The organism is Hymenobacter coalescens, assembly GCF_054783195.1.
On record NZ_BAAGRA010000031.1, the window covers coordinates 1 to 14,718 of the forward strand.

Consider the following 14,718-nt stretch of genomic DNA (forward strand, 5'->3'; position numbering starts at 1 on the left):
CTAACACCAAAAAGAGCGCCGACCTATCGGCCGGCGCTCTTCTCAGTTTTGGGTAAGGACAAGTGCACGTTGTGCGGCGGGCTTTTTTTGTGTACCCCGGTCACTGACGCATGCCAGGCCTGACAAGGCAAGCCCGTTCTATCGTTCAACAATCCACCGACAGAGCCCGTACCTGGAAACGCTCGTAGCCACCTGTGCTCAGTGCTCAGACATAATCTGGGAACAAACCCACGCCTCTTTCAACCGCGTACATACCAGCTGGCGTTTGGGCCGCCCAATGACTACCTGCTGGCTTGGTGGAATAGCAACGACTTTTTGTATTCTTCCTGAAACATGAAATCTATATATAGGCTGGTGGGTTTGGATAGACGTTTGCCGGCTGGCCGGGCTGTGCCCGGGGCAGATTCAGGCATTCAGGCCGTTGCACCTTCGCTCGGCAGCTGTTTATCTTTACTGGCACCGGCTTTGCCTAAGGCCAGCCAAAGCTGTTTCGTTTAAGTCCCGTTCACCCCTATGTTTCGTCGCCGCTGGCTTCTGCTTTCCCTTCCCGCGCTGTTGAGCGCCAGCCTGATGGCCTTCGCTCCCAACGAGGTACCCCGCACCGTGCGCAACGACAGTTTCGGCCGGGGCGAAGTCATGCAGTACAAGGTGCACTACGGCCTGATCACGGCGGCCGAAGCCACTATTGAGCTGTCCGACGACATTCACCGGGTCAATGACCGCCCCTGCTACCGGGCCACCGTGACCGGCCGCACCAACGGTTCCTTCGACTTATTCCTGAAAGTGCGCGACACGTGGCGTTCCTACATCGACACGACGAGCATCCTGCCGCAGCGCTTCTTCCGCAACATCGAGGAAAACAATTACCGCAAGCGCGAAACCGTCGACTTTGACCACTACAAAAACATGGTGGCGGTGGAGTCGCACAAGCGAGACAAAAACAAGGTTAAGCACGGCTCCTTCAAGGTGCCTCATAACGTGCAGGACCTGGTGAGCGGCTTCTATTTTCTGCGCACGCTCGACTATTCCAATCGCAAGCCGGGAGAGCAGATCAAGGTGCAGGGCTTCTTCGACGAAGAAGTCTTCGATATGACGGTGAAGTACATGGGCCGCCAGAACGTGGAAACCAAAGCGGGCATCATCCGTGCCATCCGGTTGGTACCCAAGATGCCCAAAAACAAGCTCTTCCGCGGCGAGGACGCCATTTCCGTCTACCTCTCCGATGACCGAAATAAGATTCCGGTGCTCTTCGAGGCGGAAATGTTCGTGGGCTCGGTAAAAATAGACATGTATAAGTGCAGCGGCTTGAAAAACAAGCTGGCCGTGGTAGCCCGGAACTAACAGCCCCAGCCGCTCGCGCGGTGCAGGCCACAGCCGCAGGAAAGCATCGCATTCCGGCTCTTACCCAAGGACCGCCAAGTCCGCAGCCCCGCCCGCAACCAGCTACTGTGGCTGCGGGCGGGGCTATTTGCTACCGATAGGAACGATGGTCGGGCTTCGGCATGGCAGCCGCCCTCGTTCGGGGTGGTTCACAATAAGGTAATACGCTTGCTCAGTGAAAGGGCGGTATTTTTGTGGCGCAACGCGTGCCTTTGCTCACCTTAAGCCGTTCCCGCCGTGCAACACTCAGCCGCTGCCGCCCCAGGCCCCTACAAGATTCTCGTGGTCGATGACGACCCGGACATCGTGGAGCTGCTCGAATACAACCTGCGCAAGGAAGGCTACGAAGTGGCTACGGCCGCCGACGGCCGCAAGGCGTTGGAAGTAGCCCCGCAGTTCGGGCCCGACATCATCCTGCTCGACGTGATGATGCCCCACCTCGACGGCATTGCCGCCTGCCGCGAACTGCGCGCCCTTCCCCGCTTCAAGGACACCTACATCCTGTTTCTGACGGCCCGCTCCGAGGAATTTTCGGAAGTCGCGGCCTTCGACGCCGGCGCCGACGACTACCTGAGCAAGCCCATCAAGCCGCGCGCGCTGATGAGCCGCCTCGCCGCCGTGGTGCGCCGCGACCTAGAGCCCACCACCCCGCAGTCCGACGTTATCGACATCAACGGACTGCGCATCGACCGCACGGGCTTTGCCGTGTACCAGGAGGGGCGCAAGATTACCCTGCCCAAAAAGGAATTTGAGCTGCTGGCCTTTCTGGCCGCCTCGCCCCACAAGGTGTTCGGCCGCGACGAGTTGCTGCAGAATATCTGGGGCAACGACGTGTTTGTGCTAGCGCGCACCGTGGACGTGCACGTGCGCAAGGTGCGCGAGAAAGTGGGCGAGCATCACATCCAGACCATCAAAGGGGTGGGCTACAAGTTCAACGCGGATAACTGATTAATGGCTAAATGGTCAAATTGTTAAATGGCTGTTCGTTCAGAAACCCAGAACAATCAGCCATTTAACAATTTGACCATTTAGCCATTTAACAACGACTTTTGCGGTGAAGACCCACTTTTCCGTCGCTGAGCTATGGGGCGCCTTACTCGGCCGCGTGGTGCGCAAGCCCGCGGCCCGCACGGCGTTTTCAGCCCAGGAGTCGCCCATCCCGTTCGTATTTCGCTTGCACCTCTCCTCCCGGGCCATCGCCGTCATTATAGCCCTGCTCGTCGCGGGGGTGCTTACTTTTTTTGCCGCGCTGGTGCCCGACCTGCCCTTTCAGCAGGCGATGCTGGCCGGTGGCTTCACGGTGGCGGCCTGCTTTCTGCTGGTGTACCTCTCGTTTGAGGCGTTGATGTTCCGCGAAATCAACAACATCTACTCCGGGCTGGAGCACGTCAAGCGCAAGGAGTTCAAAAAGCTCTCGAACAAGTTTCTGTTTCGGCCCGAGCCGCTCAAGCGCATGCGCGACGAGATTCTGAACATGGCCGTGCGCCGGCAGAAGGAAATAGATGAGCTGCGGCGCCTGCAGCAGCTGCGCTCCGACTTTCTGGCCGACGTGTCGCACGAGCTGAAAACGCCCATTTTCGCCGCCCAGGGCTTCGTGTACACCGTGCTCGACGCCGGCGAGGACGAGGCGTTCATCCGCGAGAAATTTCTGCTCAAGGCCGCCAGCGCCCTCGACGCCCTCGATGCGCTGGTGCAAGATTTGGTGACCATCTCCCAACTCGAAAAGGGCGTGGTGCGCATGCGCAAGCAGGCCTTCAACCTGGCCCTGTTAGTCCGGGAAATCTTCGACCAGCTGGAGCAGAAGGCCGGCAAACGCGGCATGACCTTGCACTTGCACCCGGTAAACCTGCCCGTGGAGGGCATGCCCGTGCTGGCCGACCGCAACCGCATCCGACAGGTGCTCATCAACCTGATCGACAACGCCATCAAGTACGGCCGCGAGCAGGGCCACATCACCGTCACGCTGCAGGAAGCGGGCAAGGCTATCCGCATCAGCGTGCACGACGACGGCGAAGGCATTGCCGAGGAGCACCAGCGGCGCATTTTTGAGCGCTTCTACCGCATCGACAAAAGCCGCTCGCGCGACTCGGGCGGCTCGGGTCTCGGCCTGGCCATCAGCAAGCACATCGTGGAGGCGCATAAGTCCACCATCCGCGTCCGCAGCGCCCAGGGGCAGGGCACCACGTTGGAATTCAAACTGCCCCGGGCGCGGCAGGTGCCGCAGCAGGAGCACAAGCCATAAAAAACGGCCGCCGGAAATTCCGGTGGCCGTTTTTCTATGTAGCGTGTTGGATTTAGCTGGATTTGCGGCCGGAGCCGCCGGGCTTTTTGCCGCCGCCGTCCTGCTTGTTGACGGTGGCCCAGGCGCGGCGCTCGGCTTCGTCTTCCGAGAGGCCCCGCTTTTCGTAGCTGTCTTCGATGTGTTCAGCCTGGCGCTTTTGCTTGTCCGTGTATTTGGACTTGTCTCCTTGTGGCATGGCGTTGGATGATTGGTTGTGAAAGGAGTGCGGCTGAATGGGTGTACGAAACCGCTTGCCATGGGTTCCACGGTCCCGGACGCAGGTAGCGGCCGGCGTGGTATCTTCGCTCCTCCAATCTTCGCTTTATGCGCCACGTAGCCGATATTCCCCACCCCGAGATGAAACTCACGCTGCTGGCGTGGAACGGCAAGTACCTGCTCAAGTGCGAGCAAGGCTCCCTGGAGCAAACCTACAAGGTGAGCGAGCTGGACTTGCTCGGCGGCGACCAGGATTTGCCGCAGGTGCTGGATGCCACGTTTGCGGCGGCCGTGCTGCGCCGCTTTGCCGAAATGCGCGCCGACTTTGGGGCCGCGCTTGAACGCCATGATTTGGTGTAGCTTGGCTTTTCTCCCGATCTAATTTCTCCTTTCCTAGCCATGACCACTCTGTTTTCCCGCGGCCTGTTTGGCCTGATGGTCCTGCTGAGCCTTGCCACCACGGGCGCCGTGGCGCAGGTATACGACGTGCGCACCAGCACTGTGAACGTGGACAAGCGCGAGCGGCCCGCCTTGAAGGTGCAGGTGGAGGGCAGCGCCAAAGACGCCCGCGACTTCTGGCAGCAGTTCCTGAAGAACAGCTACAACATCAAGATTAAATCGGGCGGGGTGCTCGGCCTCGGCGGCAACAAGGATGTGCTGTTGGCCAAGCAGACGCCCGTGTCGAGCGTGTCGGGCAAGCTGCTCGACCTCTACACCAACGTGGTGGCGCCCACCGACAGCACCGCCGAATTGCAGGTGTTTGCGGCTTTCGACAACGGCACCACTTGGATCGACCCCGATAAGACAACCTCCGAGTTTGCCGCCCTGCGCACCATCGTGCAGAACTTCGCCAAGGAATACCGGCCCTACCATTACAAGCAGGAAGTAGACGCGGCCCTGCGGCAGCTGGCCGATGCCGAAAAGGAAAAGGCCCGCCTCGACAAGGAAATCAAAAGCCTCGCGGCCGATACCGTGAGCAACCTGGCCAAGATTCAGCAGCTGCGCGACCAGAATGTGCAGCACGCGGCCAAAATCAAGGAAGACCAGCAGAAGCTGGTGCAAAACGCCACCGAAACCGAGCGCCGCAAGATTCTGGTGCAGCGCCGCCGCGACCGGCTTTCCGCCCTCGACCGTAAGTAGCCTGAACCGCCGGCCACCGATCCGCCATGGACAAGAACGATTCGTCTCCCCTCGACACGCTGCGTCAGCTTAAGGAATGGCTCGACGCGGGCACCATTACGCAGCAGGAGTTCAACACGCTTAAGCAGAAGCTGCTGTTTCCGGACGCGCCCGCCCCTGCCCCGCCCGCCGCGCCTCTAGCGCCTCCCACGAACCCGGTCACGCCTACGCTGGCATCGGGTCTGATCGAGCCGCTGAGCCCGCACGAGCCGCCCTCCGCCGAGCCCCACGTCATTCCGCCGCCCGTCGACGACCCGTTTCTGCCGCCCGTGGTGACGGGCCCGGCCATGGAACCCGGCTCCTTCGACGCGCCTCGCCCTGCCGAGGGGCCCGTCAATGTGCAGGACTACTACCAGGACGGCCCCGAGGAAGAGCCGCGCAAGTCGCCGCTGAGCACCGTTCTCATCATCGGCGGCGTGCTGGCGTTGCTGGCCATCATTGCCTACTTGGTGCTGGGCAACCGCAACTCGGAGCGCCTCACCAGCAACTCCATCACGGCGGCCGATACCACGGCCGTGCAGATTGAGGAAGGCCCGCAGGCCGAGCAGTTGGACCTGCCGCCCGTCGCGGCTCCCGAAACAGTACGGGTCCAACCCACCATTCCAGTTGCTGCCGCTGTCCCCGATTCTGCCGCCGGGGCTACCACTGCCGGAACGGTTGCCGATGCCGCCGCGGCGGAGGCGGCCACCCGCAACCGCGTGCAGCGCGTGCTCACGGCTCTGTACAGCGACCTACTGGCCGCACCGTTCAATGCCGCCCAGCATTTCGCGCCCCAAGTAGAGCGATTTTACTCGCTGCAGAACACCACACCCGCCGCTATCGAGGATGAGCTGAACCGCACCCACTTCCCGGAATTCCTCGAAAGCAAAATCAGCTTTGATCCGAGCACCCTGCAAATCAGTGCGCCTGCGGAAGACGGCTCCGTAACGGTAACCTACCAGGAACGCGGCCGTTCCCTGCGCAAGTCGCTGAACCAGTATCAGCAGACCTTGGCGCAGGTGCGGGCCCGCTTGGACCGAACCGGCAAACTGACCTACTTCCGCCAGGAGCGCCTGCTCGAAAACAACATGACCGACGCCAAGCCTGCCGCTGCTCCTGCCACGACTCCGGCCCCAGAGACGCCCCAAACGCAGAACTAAAGCGGCTTGCGCTTGCCAGCTGCGAACAATAACATATTCACTAAAAAAGCCCACTGGCATTACGCCAATGGGCTTTTTTAGTGCTTGTAACCCGAGGTTAGTTCAATACGGCGGTCTGGCTTTTCAGCACCTGACGCGCCATGGCGAGGTTGGTATCAGCCGATTTGACGGCCAGGTAGATGAATTTGCCACCGTCGGCGGACAGCTTCAACAGGTGCAGCTGGTCGGTCAGCGTCAGCAGGATGTCCTGCACGGTCTGGTCGAGTTTCAGGGCCTGAATGGCTTTCAGCTTCTGCTTGATTACTTCCGTGTTGTAGGCGGCAGCGGTTTCAGCGTCGAACGAAGCCATGTTCGAATGGTGGGCCAGCGGCATGCCGGTTTCCGTTTCAACTACGGCAACTGCAACGAGGGAAGGCAGTTCCTTGAGGATGTTCTGAACGCACTGGGCGGGGGTAATGGTGGCCATGACAGAGGAAAAAGAAAGGTGGAATTTGAAATGCGTAAGTGGAAAACGAACGGCTAGTTACTGCTACTGCAGCGGCGCATCACGTCCCGAACGAGGGCCATGTTGGTATCTGCCAGCCGCACCGCGACGTAGCACAGGCGCTGTCCGTCATCCGTGGTGCGCAGGCAATGCAGTTGCTCGTCCAGCACTACTATTAGGTCGTTGAGTTGCTGCCCAGACAGCCACGGAGCTGTTAAAGCCTTCTGGGTTTGGCGCACCAGTTCGGCGTTGCGGTTGCTGATCTTGTAAGGATCAAAGCTGACCACGGACGTGTAGGCGGCCATGGTCTTGCTGGATTTGACGTCCACAACGGCCGCCGCCACCAGCTCGGGCAATTCCTTTAGCAGGTTTTTGATGACGGTTTCTGCCTTGTAACGATCCAAGCCGAATGCATCCCCCGTAATTTTCTTCACAACCGGTTTGTGCAGAAATGGAAGTCTCATGTAGTCTTCGGAAGGGCAGAAAGTTGAAAGAAGGGCTTGTCTATGCCTGATAAAGGTCCCCCTGCGCTTGGCAGAGGGACCTTTGCAAGGGAGGGAATGCAGCTGTATTGCTTCTTGCCAAAACCAACGCTGCGGTGTCCTCCAAAGGGCTAGTTTAAAAGAACAGCCAGCGCTTCTTGGCAGCGGAGCGTTCTGTGGCGCGCGGCAACAACGTTACGTTTTCGGTCGCGCCGGCTCTCACCCGCAATTCCTCCTCGGCGTAGCCGCCGTAAGCGTACTGCAGCGTGGCGTGCTGGTTGGCGGGTACCCGCAGCACATAATTGCCGGCGGCATCCGTGGTGACACCTGTGCGGGTGCCCTTTTGTAGTACCGTCGCGCCAATCAGCGGGCGGCCGTTCTCATCGAGAATGCGGCCGCGTACCGACACCATGCGCACGGCAGCGCTGGCGGAGGCAGGAGCAGCCATGTCCGCCGTTTCGGCTACCAGGGGCAAGCGTTCCGCCACCGTCTCTTCAGTGGGCAAGTTGGTGCCCGCAAACACGGCACCGCCAATCAAAGCTCCGCCTACTACCATGGCGGTAGCGCGGCGGCGGAAGCGCTGCGGCTCCGTGCGGATCAAATCGAACTGACGCTGTACCCAACCCACCGGTTTAACTTGGTGGCCCGCGTTTTTCATTTCGTAAAAACGGCGCAGCGTATCGTCGCTCAACGCGGGATTAGCTTTCAGATAGGCATCAACCAGATCTGTGTTTTTGCTGGATAGATCCCCCCGAAGGTAGGCATCCCGATAGGCTGGCAACAACTCACCCGTGGCGGGGTGAAAAGGAGTAGCACTTAGTTTCATTTTGGGAGTTTTTAAGGGTGCTGCAAAGGCAAGAAGCCAGGATGAAGTAAGGGGCGTGTACTGCAAAATTGGCTTTTAGGATGCCTTGCAGCCTCAAATAAGCCCCCTTTTTCGGTAAACACTCAATTGCGCCGGTTAAGACTGTAATGAGTTGGGTTAAATATTTATCCCATTATGGGATTTCCAAATCTAATACAATATCAATATCATTCAAATTAAATCGGAATTAAATATATACGGCAAGTAGTCAAAAAAACATTGTCGATATAATTATATTAATAAAATGGATTTTGTCCTATTATGCCGCAATTCGTTCATTAGAACTTTATGATTATGAAAAAAAGCCCGCCGGCAACTGCCGACGGGCTCTTTCACTTTTGGTCGTTACGGGAACTTATGCGCCGATGGTTACACGCTTGAAGTCCGACACCGTCATGCCTTTCGACGTTTTGTCGAGCAGTTGGGCGATGGTTACCGAACCGTCCTTTACGAACTCCTGGTTCAGCAGCGTGTTTTCCTTGTAGAACTTGTTCAGCTTACCTTGAGCAATCTTCTCCAGCATAGCCTCCGGCTTGCCCTCGGCGCGAGCTTGCTCTTTGCCGATTTCGATTTCACGCTCTACGGTAGCCGAATCCACCCCGTCTTTGTCAACGGCTACGGGACGCATGGCTACGATCTGCATGGCTACGTCGCGGCCAACACCGGCTACGTCGGCGCTGCCTACGTTCTTCAGGCCTACCAGTACGCCCTTCTTGTTGTCGGAGTGGATGTACGAGGCCACTTTCTCAGCGGTCAGGGTCTCGTAAGCTACCACGTCGATTTTCTCGCCGATTTTGCCCATCAGGTCGGTGATGTGCTCCTGCAGCGAGCGGCCGTCAGCCTGTGCGGCAGCCAGCAGTTCTTCTTTGCTGGCAGCGTTGCTCTTCACAGCCGCGTCGATGGCCAGCTGGGCCAGGGCTTTAAAGTCAGCCACCTTAGCCACCGGCTCGGTTTCGCAGGCCAGCGCAACCAGCTTGCCGTTCGTGCCGTCTTCGCTTACGCTAGCCAGCACCAGGCCTTCCGACGTGGTGTTGTCCGAACGCTTGTCGGCGATTTTCTGGCCCTGCTTGCGCAGGATGTCTTTAGCCTGCTCGAAGTCACCATTGGCTTCGGTCAGCGCTTTTTTGCAGTCCATCATGCCGGCGCCGGTCATGGCGCGCAGCTTGTTCACGTCTTGGGCGGTAATAGCCATTCCTGTGAAATTAGGGAGAGTTGATGAAGGGATGTTTCTGGTAATCAGCTGCTCACTCTTAGGTTGCCGGGCCGCGAAGCTATCCGCACGGGTGCCGCGACCAGCAGTTGAGAGGGGTCAACTAAAGAAGAAGGGAACACCGGAGCGCTAGTGCTTCGAATGTTCCCTTCTCTCAAATCAGGTCAATTGAAGCCTATTCGTCGGCGTTCTGCTTTTCCTGGATGGCTTCTTCGTCAGCCTGCTTGCGGTCGGCGTCCTCTTTGTCCACCTTGCGCTCCGACAGGCCTTCTTCGATGGCCTTGCCGATGGCGCCGATGATCAGCGATACCGACTTCGAGGCGTCGTCGTTAGCCGGAATCGGGAAGTCGACCAGCTCGGGGTTGGAGTTGGTGTCGACGATGGCGAAAACCGGGATACCCAGCTTCTGCGCCTCTTTCACGGCGATGTGCTCGCGCTTCACGTCCACGATGAACAGAGCAGCGGGCAGGCGGCTCAGGTCGGCGATGCCGCCCAGTACGCGCTCCAGCTTCTCCCGCTCACGCGACAGCATCAGACGCTCGCGCTTAGCAATGGCAGCGTAAGCGGTGTTTTCTTTTACCATCTTGTCGATGGTGCTCATCTTCTTCAGCGACTTGCGAACGGTCGCGAAGTTGGTGAGCATGCCACCCAGCCAACGGTCGGTCACGTAGGGCATTTTCAGGCGCTTCGCTTCGTCCGAAACGATTTCCTGAGCCTGCTTCTTCGTGGCTACGAACATGATCTTACGGCCCGACTTGGCGATGTTGCGGATGGCGGCCGAAGCCTGGTCCAGCGAAGCCAGCGTCTTGTTCAGGTCGATGATATGGATGCCGTTCTTCTCCATGAAGATGTACGGCGCCATTTTCGGGTCCCACTTACGGGTGAGGTGACCAAAGTGGGCACCAGCATCCAGCAGGTCTTTATAGGTGATGGACTGAGCCATAATGTGAATTCCTCTGGAAGATTAGCGTTTCGAGAACTGGAACGAACGACGAGCCTTGCGGCGGCCCGGCTTCTTGCGCTCCACCATGCGGGGGTCGCGGGTCAGGAATCCTTCTTTCTTGAGGGCCGGACGAACCTCGGCGTTTTCTTCAACCAGGGCCTTCGAAATGGCCAGGCGAATGGCTTCGGCCTGGGCGCTGATGCCTCCGCCGCGCACGTTTACGCGCACGTCGTACTTACCCACGGCATCAAGCGTGGTGAAGGGCTGGTTGACGATGGTTTCCAGGAGCTCGTTGCTGAAGTACGACTTCATGTCCCGGTCGTTGATAGTGATATTCCCTTGCCCGGCTTGCAGGTAAATGCGAGCCACCGAGGTTTTTCTTCTACCAGAGGTGTTGGTGATTTCCATGAGTTGACGAATCAATGAACCGCGGGCCCGGCGGGGCCAGCAGCGTTTTTTACAGGTTGGTCAGCGAAACCGCGGTGGGCTGCTGGGCTTCGTGCGGGTGCTCGGCACCGGCGTACACGAACAGGTTGCGGAACTGGGCCGCGCCGAGGCGGTTGCCCTGCAGCATGCCTTTCACGGCGTGCTCGATAACCGAGGCCGAGTTCTTGGCCTTCTTGTCGCGCAGGTTGATGCTACGCTGACCGCCCGGGTAGCCCGTGTGGCGCAGGTAGATCTTGTCCGTCAGTTTCTTGCCGGTCACGCGCAGTTTGTCGGCGTTGATGACGATGACGTAGTCGCCGCAATCGGAGTTGGGCGTGAACGAGGGCTTGTGCTTGCCGCGCAGAATGTTGGCAATCTGGCTAGCCACTCGCCCGAGCGTATTTTCGCTGGCGTCAACAACAACCCAGGCCTTCTCGGCCGAGGTCTTGTTCACCGAGCGCGTCTTGAAGCTCAGATGATCCATGGATCAGTGTCTTGTGGGTTGGGTAAGTATTTACGAATCAGCCCGGAACCCCAAGAAAGAAGGAAGGGTCCGGGAAAAACGGACACAAAATTAGCGCTTTTCGCTTGATATGCAAAGCGGTAGCTGAATAAATACCAATTAGGACCGGCGCAGGGCTGGCACCTATCTTCGGCGCCCCAACGCTACCCTGGATGAATTTCTTCGATTCCTTCGCTATTCCGCGCCTTTCCGCCCCGGCTCCGCTCGATACTACAGCCCGCCGGTTGGCGCTGGCCCTGACGCTGGCTGGGCTTCTGCTATCGGTGCTGACGGCCTTGCTCACGGCCAATACTTACGACCTGGGCGACAGCATCAACCACTACCTGTTCAGCCACTACGCGTTCGAGCACCCGGACAACTTTTTTGATTCCTGGGCCAAGCCGTTGTTTGTGCTGCTGACGGCCGGACCAAGTCAGGCCGGCTTTATAGGCATCAAGCTTTTCAACTGTGCGGTGGCCGCGCTGGCCGCCTGGCAGGCCTTTCGCCTGGCCGCGGGCCTGCAGCTGCGCTGGCCCTGGCTGGCGGTGCTTTTTACGTACTGCGCCCCCGACTACTTCCGCATTCAGTTTTCGGGCCTGACGGAACCACTTTTCAGCCTGCTGCTGGTCAGCGGGGCGGCGCTGACGGTGCGCGGCCGCGCCACCACGGCCGCCGTGCTGCTGTCGTTTCTGCCCTTCGTGCGCTCCGAGGGCTTTCTCATCCTTGCTGTGTGGGCGGTGTACCTGGCGCTGACGCGGCAGTGGCGGGTGCTGCCTTGGCTGGCTTTGGGCTACATCGTTTATAGCCTGGCGGGCGCCGTGGTGTACCACGACCTGGGCTGGGTATTTCACCGCAACGCCTACGAAACCATTTCGCACTACGGCTCGGGCCAGTGGGGCCACTTCGTGCAGCAGCTGCCGGGCATCCTGGGCTGGGTGCTGCTGGGACTATTCTGGCTGGGCATGCTGGCGGGCGGGCTCAACTGGCTCACGGCCGCCGACGCCGCGCGGCCGGCCGGCCTGCGCTGGGCCGAGTGCCTGCTCGTGTACGGCAGCGTGGTGGTGTACCTGGGCGCGCACACCGTGTTCTGGGCACTGGGGCTTTTTGCTTCCTTCGGCATGACGCGCGTCATGGACGCGGTGGTGCCGCTGATGGCGGTTATTGCCCTGCAGGGCCTGTGGCTGCTGGTACACCGGGTTCCCGAGCACCGACAGGCCACGGTGGCGTACGTTCTCGGCCTGCTCGTGCTGGTGTTTCCGCTGACCGGGGCCCGCACCGGCTTCCGCTGGCGCACCGATTTCAACCGGCCGGCCGAGCAGCAGCTGATCGAGCAGGTAGCCGCGCAAGTAAAAGCCCGCACCGCCGGGGCGGCACGGCGCATGCTCTGGGACCATCCCTATTGGGCCGTAGCCCTAGGTGCCGATCCGTTCGCCGCCAACAGGCAGACAATGCTGGCCTGGCGGCAGGCCAAGCCCCTGACCCCGGGCACCCTGCTGCTGTGGGACAACTGGTTTTCGACCGTGGAAGCGCGGGTAAGCTACGCGCAGTTGCGCCAAGACGCGCGCCTGCAACTTATCACGGAGGATTCGGTGCTGCGCGACGGCCGCAAACCCGATAAAGGCTACGTGCGGCTGGCCGTGTTTGAACGCCGGTAGAACCGCGCGGAGTTAGCGGTACTGGCGGAGCGTGTCCACGAGTACGCGGAAGTCCTTCGGGTATTCGGCCTCCACGCTGATGGGCTCCCCGTCGAGGCCGGCGAAGGTGAGCTGGCGGGCGTGCAGGGCAAAGCGCTTGATGAAGGGCTGCTCCTCGTCGCCTTCCTTCATGTTGAATTTGCGCTTGAGCGAGGAAAGGTAAAAGTCGTCGCCGCCGTACATGGTGTCGCCCACGATGGGAGCCTGCAGGTACATCAGGTGCAAACGAATCTGGTGCATGCGGCCGGTGATGGGCATGCATTCGAAGAGCGTATGGCGGGCGAAGGTTTCCAGGGTGCGCACCAGCGTCTCGGCGTGCTTGCCGTTGAAAGCCAGGCGCGCCTTGCCCTTGGTAGTCGTTTCGATGCTGCGCTCCACGCGCAGGCCGTCGAACTCGTGCACGCCCCAGCTGACGGCGTGGTACACCTTCCGGACCTTGCGGTCCTCGAACTGCATGGCCAGGTTGCGGTAGGCTTCCGGGTGCTTGGCCAGGGCCAGTGCCCCGCTGGTTTCCTTGTCGAGGCGGTGGCCGGGCTGAATGTCGTCGTAGTGCTGCCGGGCGAGGCGCAGGATGTTGGGCGCGCCTCCCACGCGCTCATCGAGCGTGGCCAGGAAGGGCGGCTTGTTGATAACGAGGTAGTCCTCGTTTTCGAAAATGATGAGGTCTTGGAACGCGGGCAGCTTCATAATAGGCCGGCGAAGGTACGGCTTCGGTGGCAATCAGCGGGTTGAAGGCAATGAATCGGCAACACCGAGCGGGCAGTAAAAAGTCCCCGGTGAATGCCGGGAACCTAGCCAGCGGCGCTGGCAAGCAGCCTAGCTGACCGTCTGCAGAATCATCCACAGGGAAGCTGCGGAAATGGTTACCCACAGCACCACGCCCTGCAAGAATGGCCGCGGCCCGACGGCTTTCAGCACCCGGGTGGAAAGTCCCGCCCCGATGAGAAACAACGTCACGGTCATCCCGATTTTAGCCAGCCTCACCATCCAGGGGCCCGCCGGCTCCAGGTCCGGCACGTACGTAACCAGCAGCATCGCGCCAACAAAGCCGAGGATAAAGTACGGTAGCTTGACCTTCGCGCCGGGCGTTTTGAAGAGGACCGCAGTGAGCAGCGCCACCGGGATAATCCAAAGCGCCCGGGCCAGCTTTACGGTGGTAGCTACCTGCAGGGCCTGGTCGCCGTAGTGGCTGGCAGCGCCCACTACCGAGCTGGTATCGTGAATCGCAATGGCTGCCCACAGCCCAAACTGGTTTTGCGACATACTCAGCGCTTCGCCGATCAGCGGAAAGAGGAACAGCGCCACGGCATTGAGCACGAACACGGTGCCCAGCGCCACCGACATTTCCTCGTCGGAAGCCTTCACCACGGGGCCCACGGCCGCAATGGCCGAACCGCCGCAGATAGCCGTGCCGCTGGCAATGAGGTGCGAGGTGTTGCGGGCAATGCCCAACCAGCGCCCCACGAAATAGCCCAGTGTAAGCGTGCCCAGAATGGAGGCAACGGTGAACAACAGGCCCTCCCGGCCGGCCTGCAGGGCTGTCTGGGCGTTCATGCCGAAGCCCAGCCCCACCACCGACCACTGCAGCAGCTTGCCGGTGTACTGCTTGCTCTGCGCCGGAAACGGGTTGCCGATCAGCAGGGCCACCACCAGCCCCAAGGCCAGGGCCAGCGGCGGTGAGCCCCAAGGAGTGAGGCAAATCAGCAGGGCTAGCCCAAAAGCCAGCATCTGCAGCGTAACCTGGCTGCGCCCGATGGCAAAGCCGCGGTGCCAAAACGACGCGGTGGTTCTACAGTCTTCTTCGGCCGGCGCAGCAGGATAAGTGGAGGTGAGTTTCACGGATGGGTGGGAATCAGGGAGAACGGTCCACAAAAATACGTCTTCGCCTACCCTACCGGTTATCAATAATATTTATTC

The 14,718-nt window shown here is 60.0% G+C and carries 17 protein-coding genes; 7 read left to right on the forward strand and 10 right to left on the reverse strand.

The window, feature by feature from the left end:
• Nucleotides 1-513: 513 nt before the first annotated feature.
• The 3 genes from ACYVKQ_RS22825 to ACYVKQ_RS22835 all read left to right on the forward strand — a co-directional run bounded on the left by ACYVKQ_RS22825 (nucleotide 514) and on the right by ACYVKQ_RS22835 (nucleotide 3,622).
• Nucleotides 514-1,341, forward strand: a complete 828-nt coding sequence (locus ACYVKQ_RS22825) for a DUF3108 domain-containing protein (protein WP_460677690.1) — start codon at nucleotides 514-516, stop codon at nucleotides 1,339-1,341.
• Nucleotides 1,342-1,617: 276 nt separating this feature from the next.
• Entirely contained in the window at nucleotides 1,618-2,328 is a 711-nt protein-coding gene (locus tag ACYVKQ_RS22830; RefSeq protein WP_460677691.1) for a response regulator transcription factor, read from the forward strand.
• 106 nt (nucleotides 2,329-2,434) lie between these two features.
• Entirely contained in the window at nucleotides 2,435-3,622 is a 1,188-nt protein-coding gene (locus tag ACYVKQ_RS22835; protein ID WP_460677692.1) for a sensor histidine kinase, read from the forward strand.
• A gap of 52 nt (nucleotides 3,623-3,674) precedes the next feature.
• On the opposite strand, the gene ACYVKQ_RS22840 is transcribed toward ACYVKQ_RS22835, so the two are convergent.
• Nucleotides 3,675-3,857 (reverse strand): hypothetical protein, encoded by a 183-nt coding sequence (locus tag ACYVKQ_RS22840; RefSeq protein WP_460677693.1) that lies wholly within the window; start codon nucleotides 3,855-3,857, stop codon nucleotides 3,675-3,677.
• Between the two features lie 128 nt (nucleotides 3,858-3,985).
• Here ACYVKQ_RS22840 and ACYVKQ_RS22845 point away from each other — a divergent pair, with 128 nt between their 5' ends.
• The 3 genes from ACYVKQ_RS22845 to ACYVKQ_RS22855 are packed head-to-tail and all read left to right on the forward strand — an operon-like array spanning nucleotide 3,986 to nucleotide 6,195.
• On the forward strand, nucleotides 3,986-4,237 hold the full coding sequence (locus ACYVKQ_RS22845) for a hypothetical protein (RefSeq protein WP_460677694.1): 252 nt from the start codon (nucleotides 3,986-3,988) through the stop codon (nucleotides 4,235-4,237).
• Nucleotides 4,238-4,276: 39 nt separating this feature from the next.
• A complete protein-coding gene (locus ACYVKQ_RS22850; protein ID WP_460677695.1) occupies nucleotides 4,277-5,017 on the forward strand; it encodes a hypothetical protein in 741 nt (246 codons plus the stop codon).
• A 26-nt stretch (nucleotides 5,018-5,043) separates the two neighbouring features.
• Nucleotides 5,044-6,195, forward strand: coding sequence for an SHOCT domain-containing protein (locus ACYVKQ_RS22855; protein ID WP_460677696.1), 1,152 nt, complete (start codon nucleotides 5,044-5,046; stop codon nucleotides 6,193-6,195).
• A 97-nt stretch (nucleotides 6,196-6,292) separates the two neighbouring features.
• Here ACYVKQ_RS22855 and ACYVKQ_RS22860 read toward each other — a convergent pair whose 3' ends face one another.
• From ACYVKQ_RS22860 to rplM, 7 genes are all read right to left on the reverse strand, one after another.
• Nucleotides 6,293-6,661, reverse strand: coding sequence for a hypothetical protein (locus ACYVKQ_RS22860; RefSeq protein ID WP_460677697.1), 369 nt, complete (start codon nucleotides 6,659-6,661; stop codon nucleotides 6,293-6,295).
• A gap of 53 nt (nucleotides 6,662-6,714) precedes the next feature.
• A complete protein-coding gene (locus tag ACYVKQ_RS22865) occupies nucleotides 6,715-7,143 on the reverse strand; it encodes a hypothetical protein (protein ID WP_460677698.1) in 429 nt (142 codons plus the stop codon).
• A gap of 154 nt (nucleotides 7,144-7,297) precedes the next feature.
• The gene (locus ACYVKQ_RS22870; protein ID WP_460677699.1) at nucleotides 7,298-7,987 is read right to left on the reverse strand and encodes a carboxypeptidase-like regulatory domain-containing protein; all 690 of its coding nucleotides are present in this window, start codon (nucleotides 7,985-7,987) and stop codon (nucleotides 7,298-7,300) included.
• 394 nt (nucleotides 7,988-8,381) lie between these two features.
• Nucleotides 8,382-9,218: a translation elongation factor Ts gene (gene tsf / locus ACYVKQ_RS22875; RefSeq protein WP_460677700.1), complete on the reverse strand. Its 837-nt coding sequence runs from the start codon at nucleotides 9,216-9,218 to the stop codon at nucleotides 8,382-8,384.
• A gap of 193 nt (nucleotides 9,219-9,411) precedes the next feature.
• Entirely contained in the window at nucleotides 9,412-10,179 is a 768-nt protein-coding gene (rpsB, locus tag ACYVKQ_RS22880) for a 30S ribosomal protein S2 (protein ID WP_460677701.1), read from the reverse strand.
• A gap of 21 nt (nucleotides 10,180-10,200) precedes the next feature.
• A complete protein-coding gene (gene rpsI, locus ACYVKQ_RS22885) occupies nucleotides 10,201-10,587 on the reverse strand; it encodes a 30S ribosomal protein S9 (RefSeq protein WP_460677702.1) in 387 nt (128 codons plus the stop codon).
• A 49-nt stretch (nucleotides 10,588-10,636) separates the two neighbouring features.
• Nucleotides 10,637-11,089: a 50S ribosomal protein L13 gene (gene rplM / locus ACYVKQ_RS22890; RefSeq protein WP_460677703.1), complete on the reverse strand. Its 453-nt coding sequence runs from the start codon at nucleotides 11,087-11,089 to the stop codon at nucleotides 10,637-10,639.
• Between the two features lie 191 nt (nucleotides 11,090-11,280).
• Here rplM and ACYVKQ_RS22895 point away from each other — a divergent pair, with 191 nt between their 5' ends.
• The gene (locus tag ACYVKQ_RS22895; protein ID WP_460677704.1) at nucleotides 11,281-12,762 is read left to right on the forward strand and encodes a hypothetical protein; all 1,482 of its coding nucleotides are present in this window, start codon (nucleotides 11,281-11,283) and stop codon (nucleotides 12,760-12,762) included.
• A 12-nt stretch (nucleotides 12,763-12,774) separates the two neighbouring features.
• On the opposite strand, the gene ACYVKQ_RS22900 is transcribed toward ACYVKQ_RS22895, so the two are convergent.
• Nucleotides 12,775-13,488: an RluA family pseudouridine synthase gene (locus ACYVKQ_RS22900; RefSeq protein WP_460677705.1), complete on the reverse strand. Its 714-nt coding sequence runs from the start codon at nucleotides 13,486-13,488 to the stop codon at nucleotides 12,775-12,777.
• Between the two features lie 129 nt (nucleotides 13,489-13,617).
• Nucleotides 13,618-14,640, reverse strand: coding sequence for a YeiH family protein (locus ACYVKQ_RS22905; protein ID WP_460677706.1), 1,023 nt, complete (start codon nucleotides 14,638-14,640; stop codon nucleotides 13,618-13,620).
• Nucleotides 14,641-14,718 lie beyond the last annotated feature (78 nt).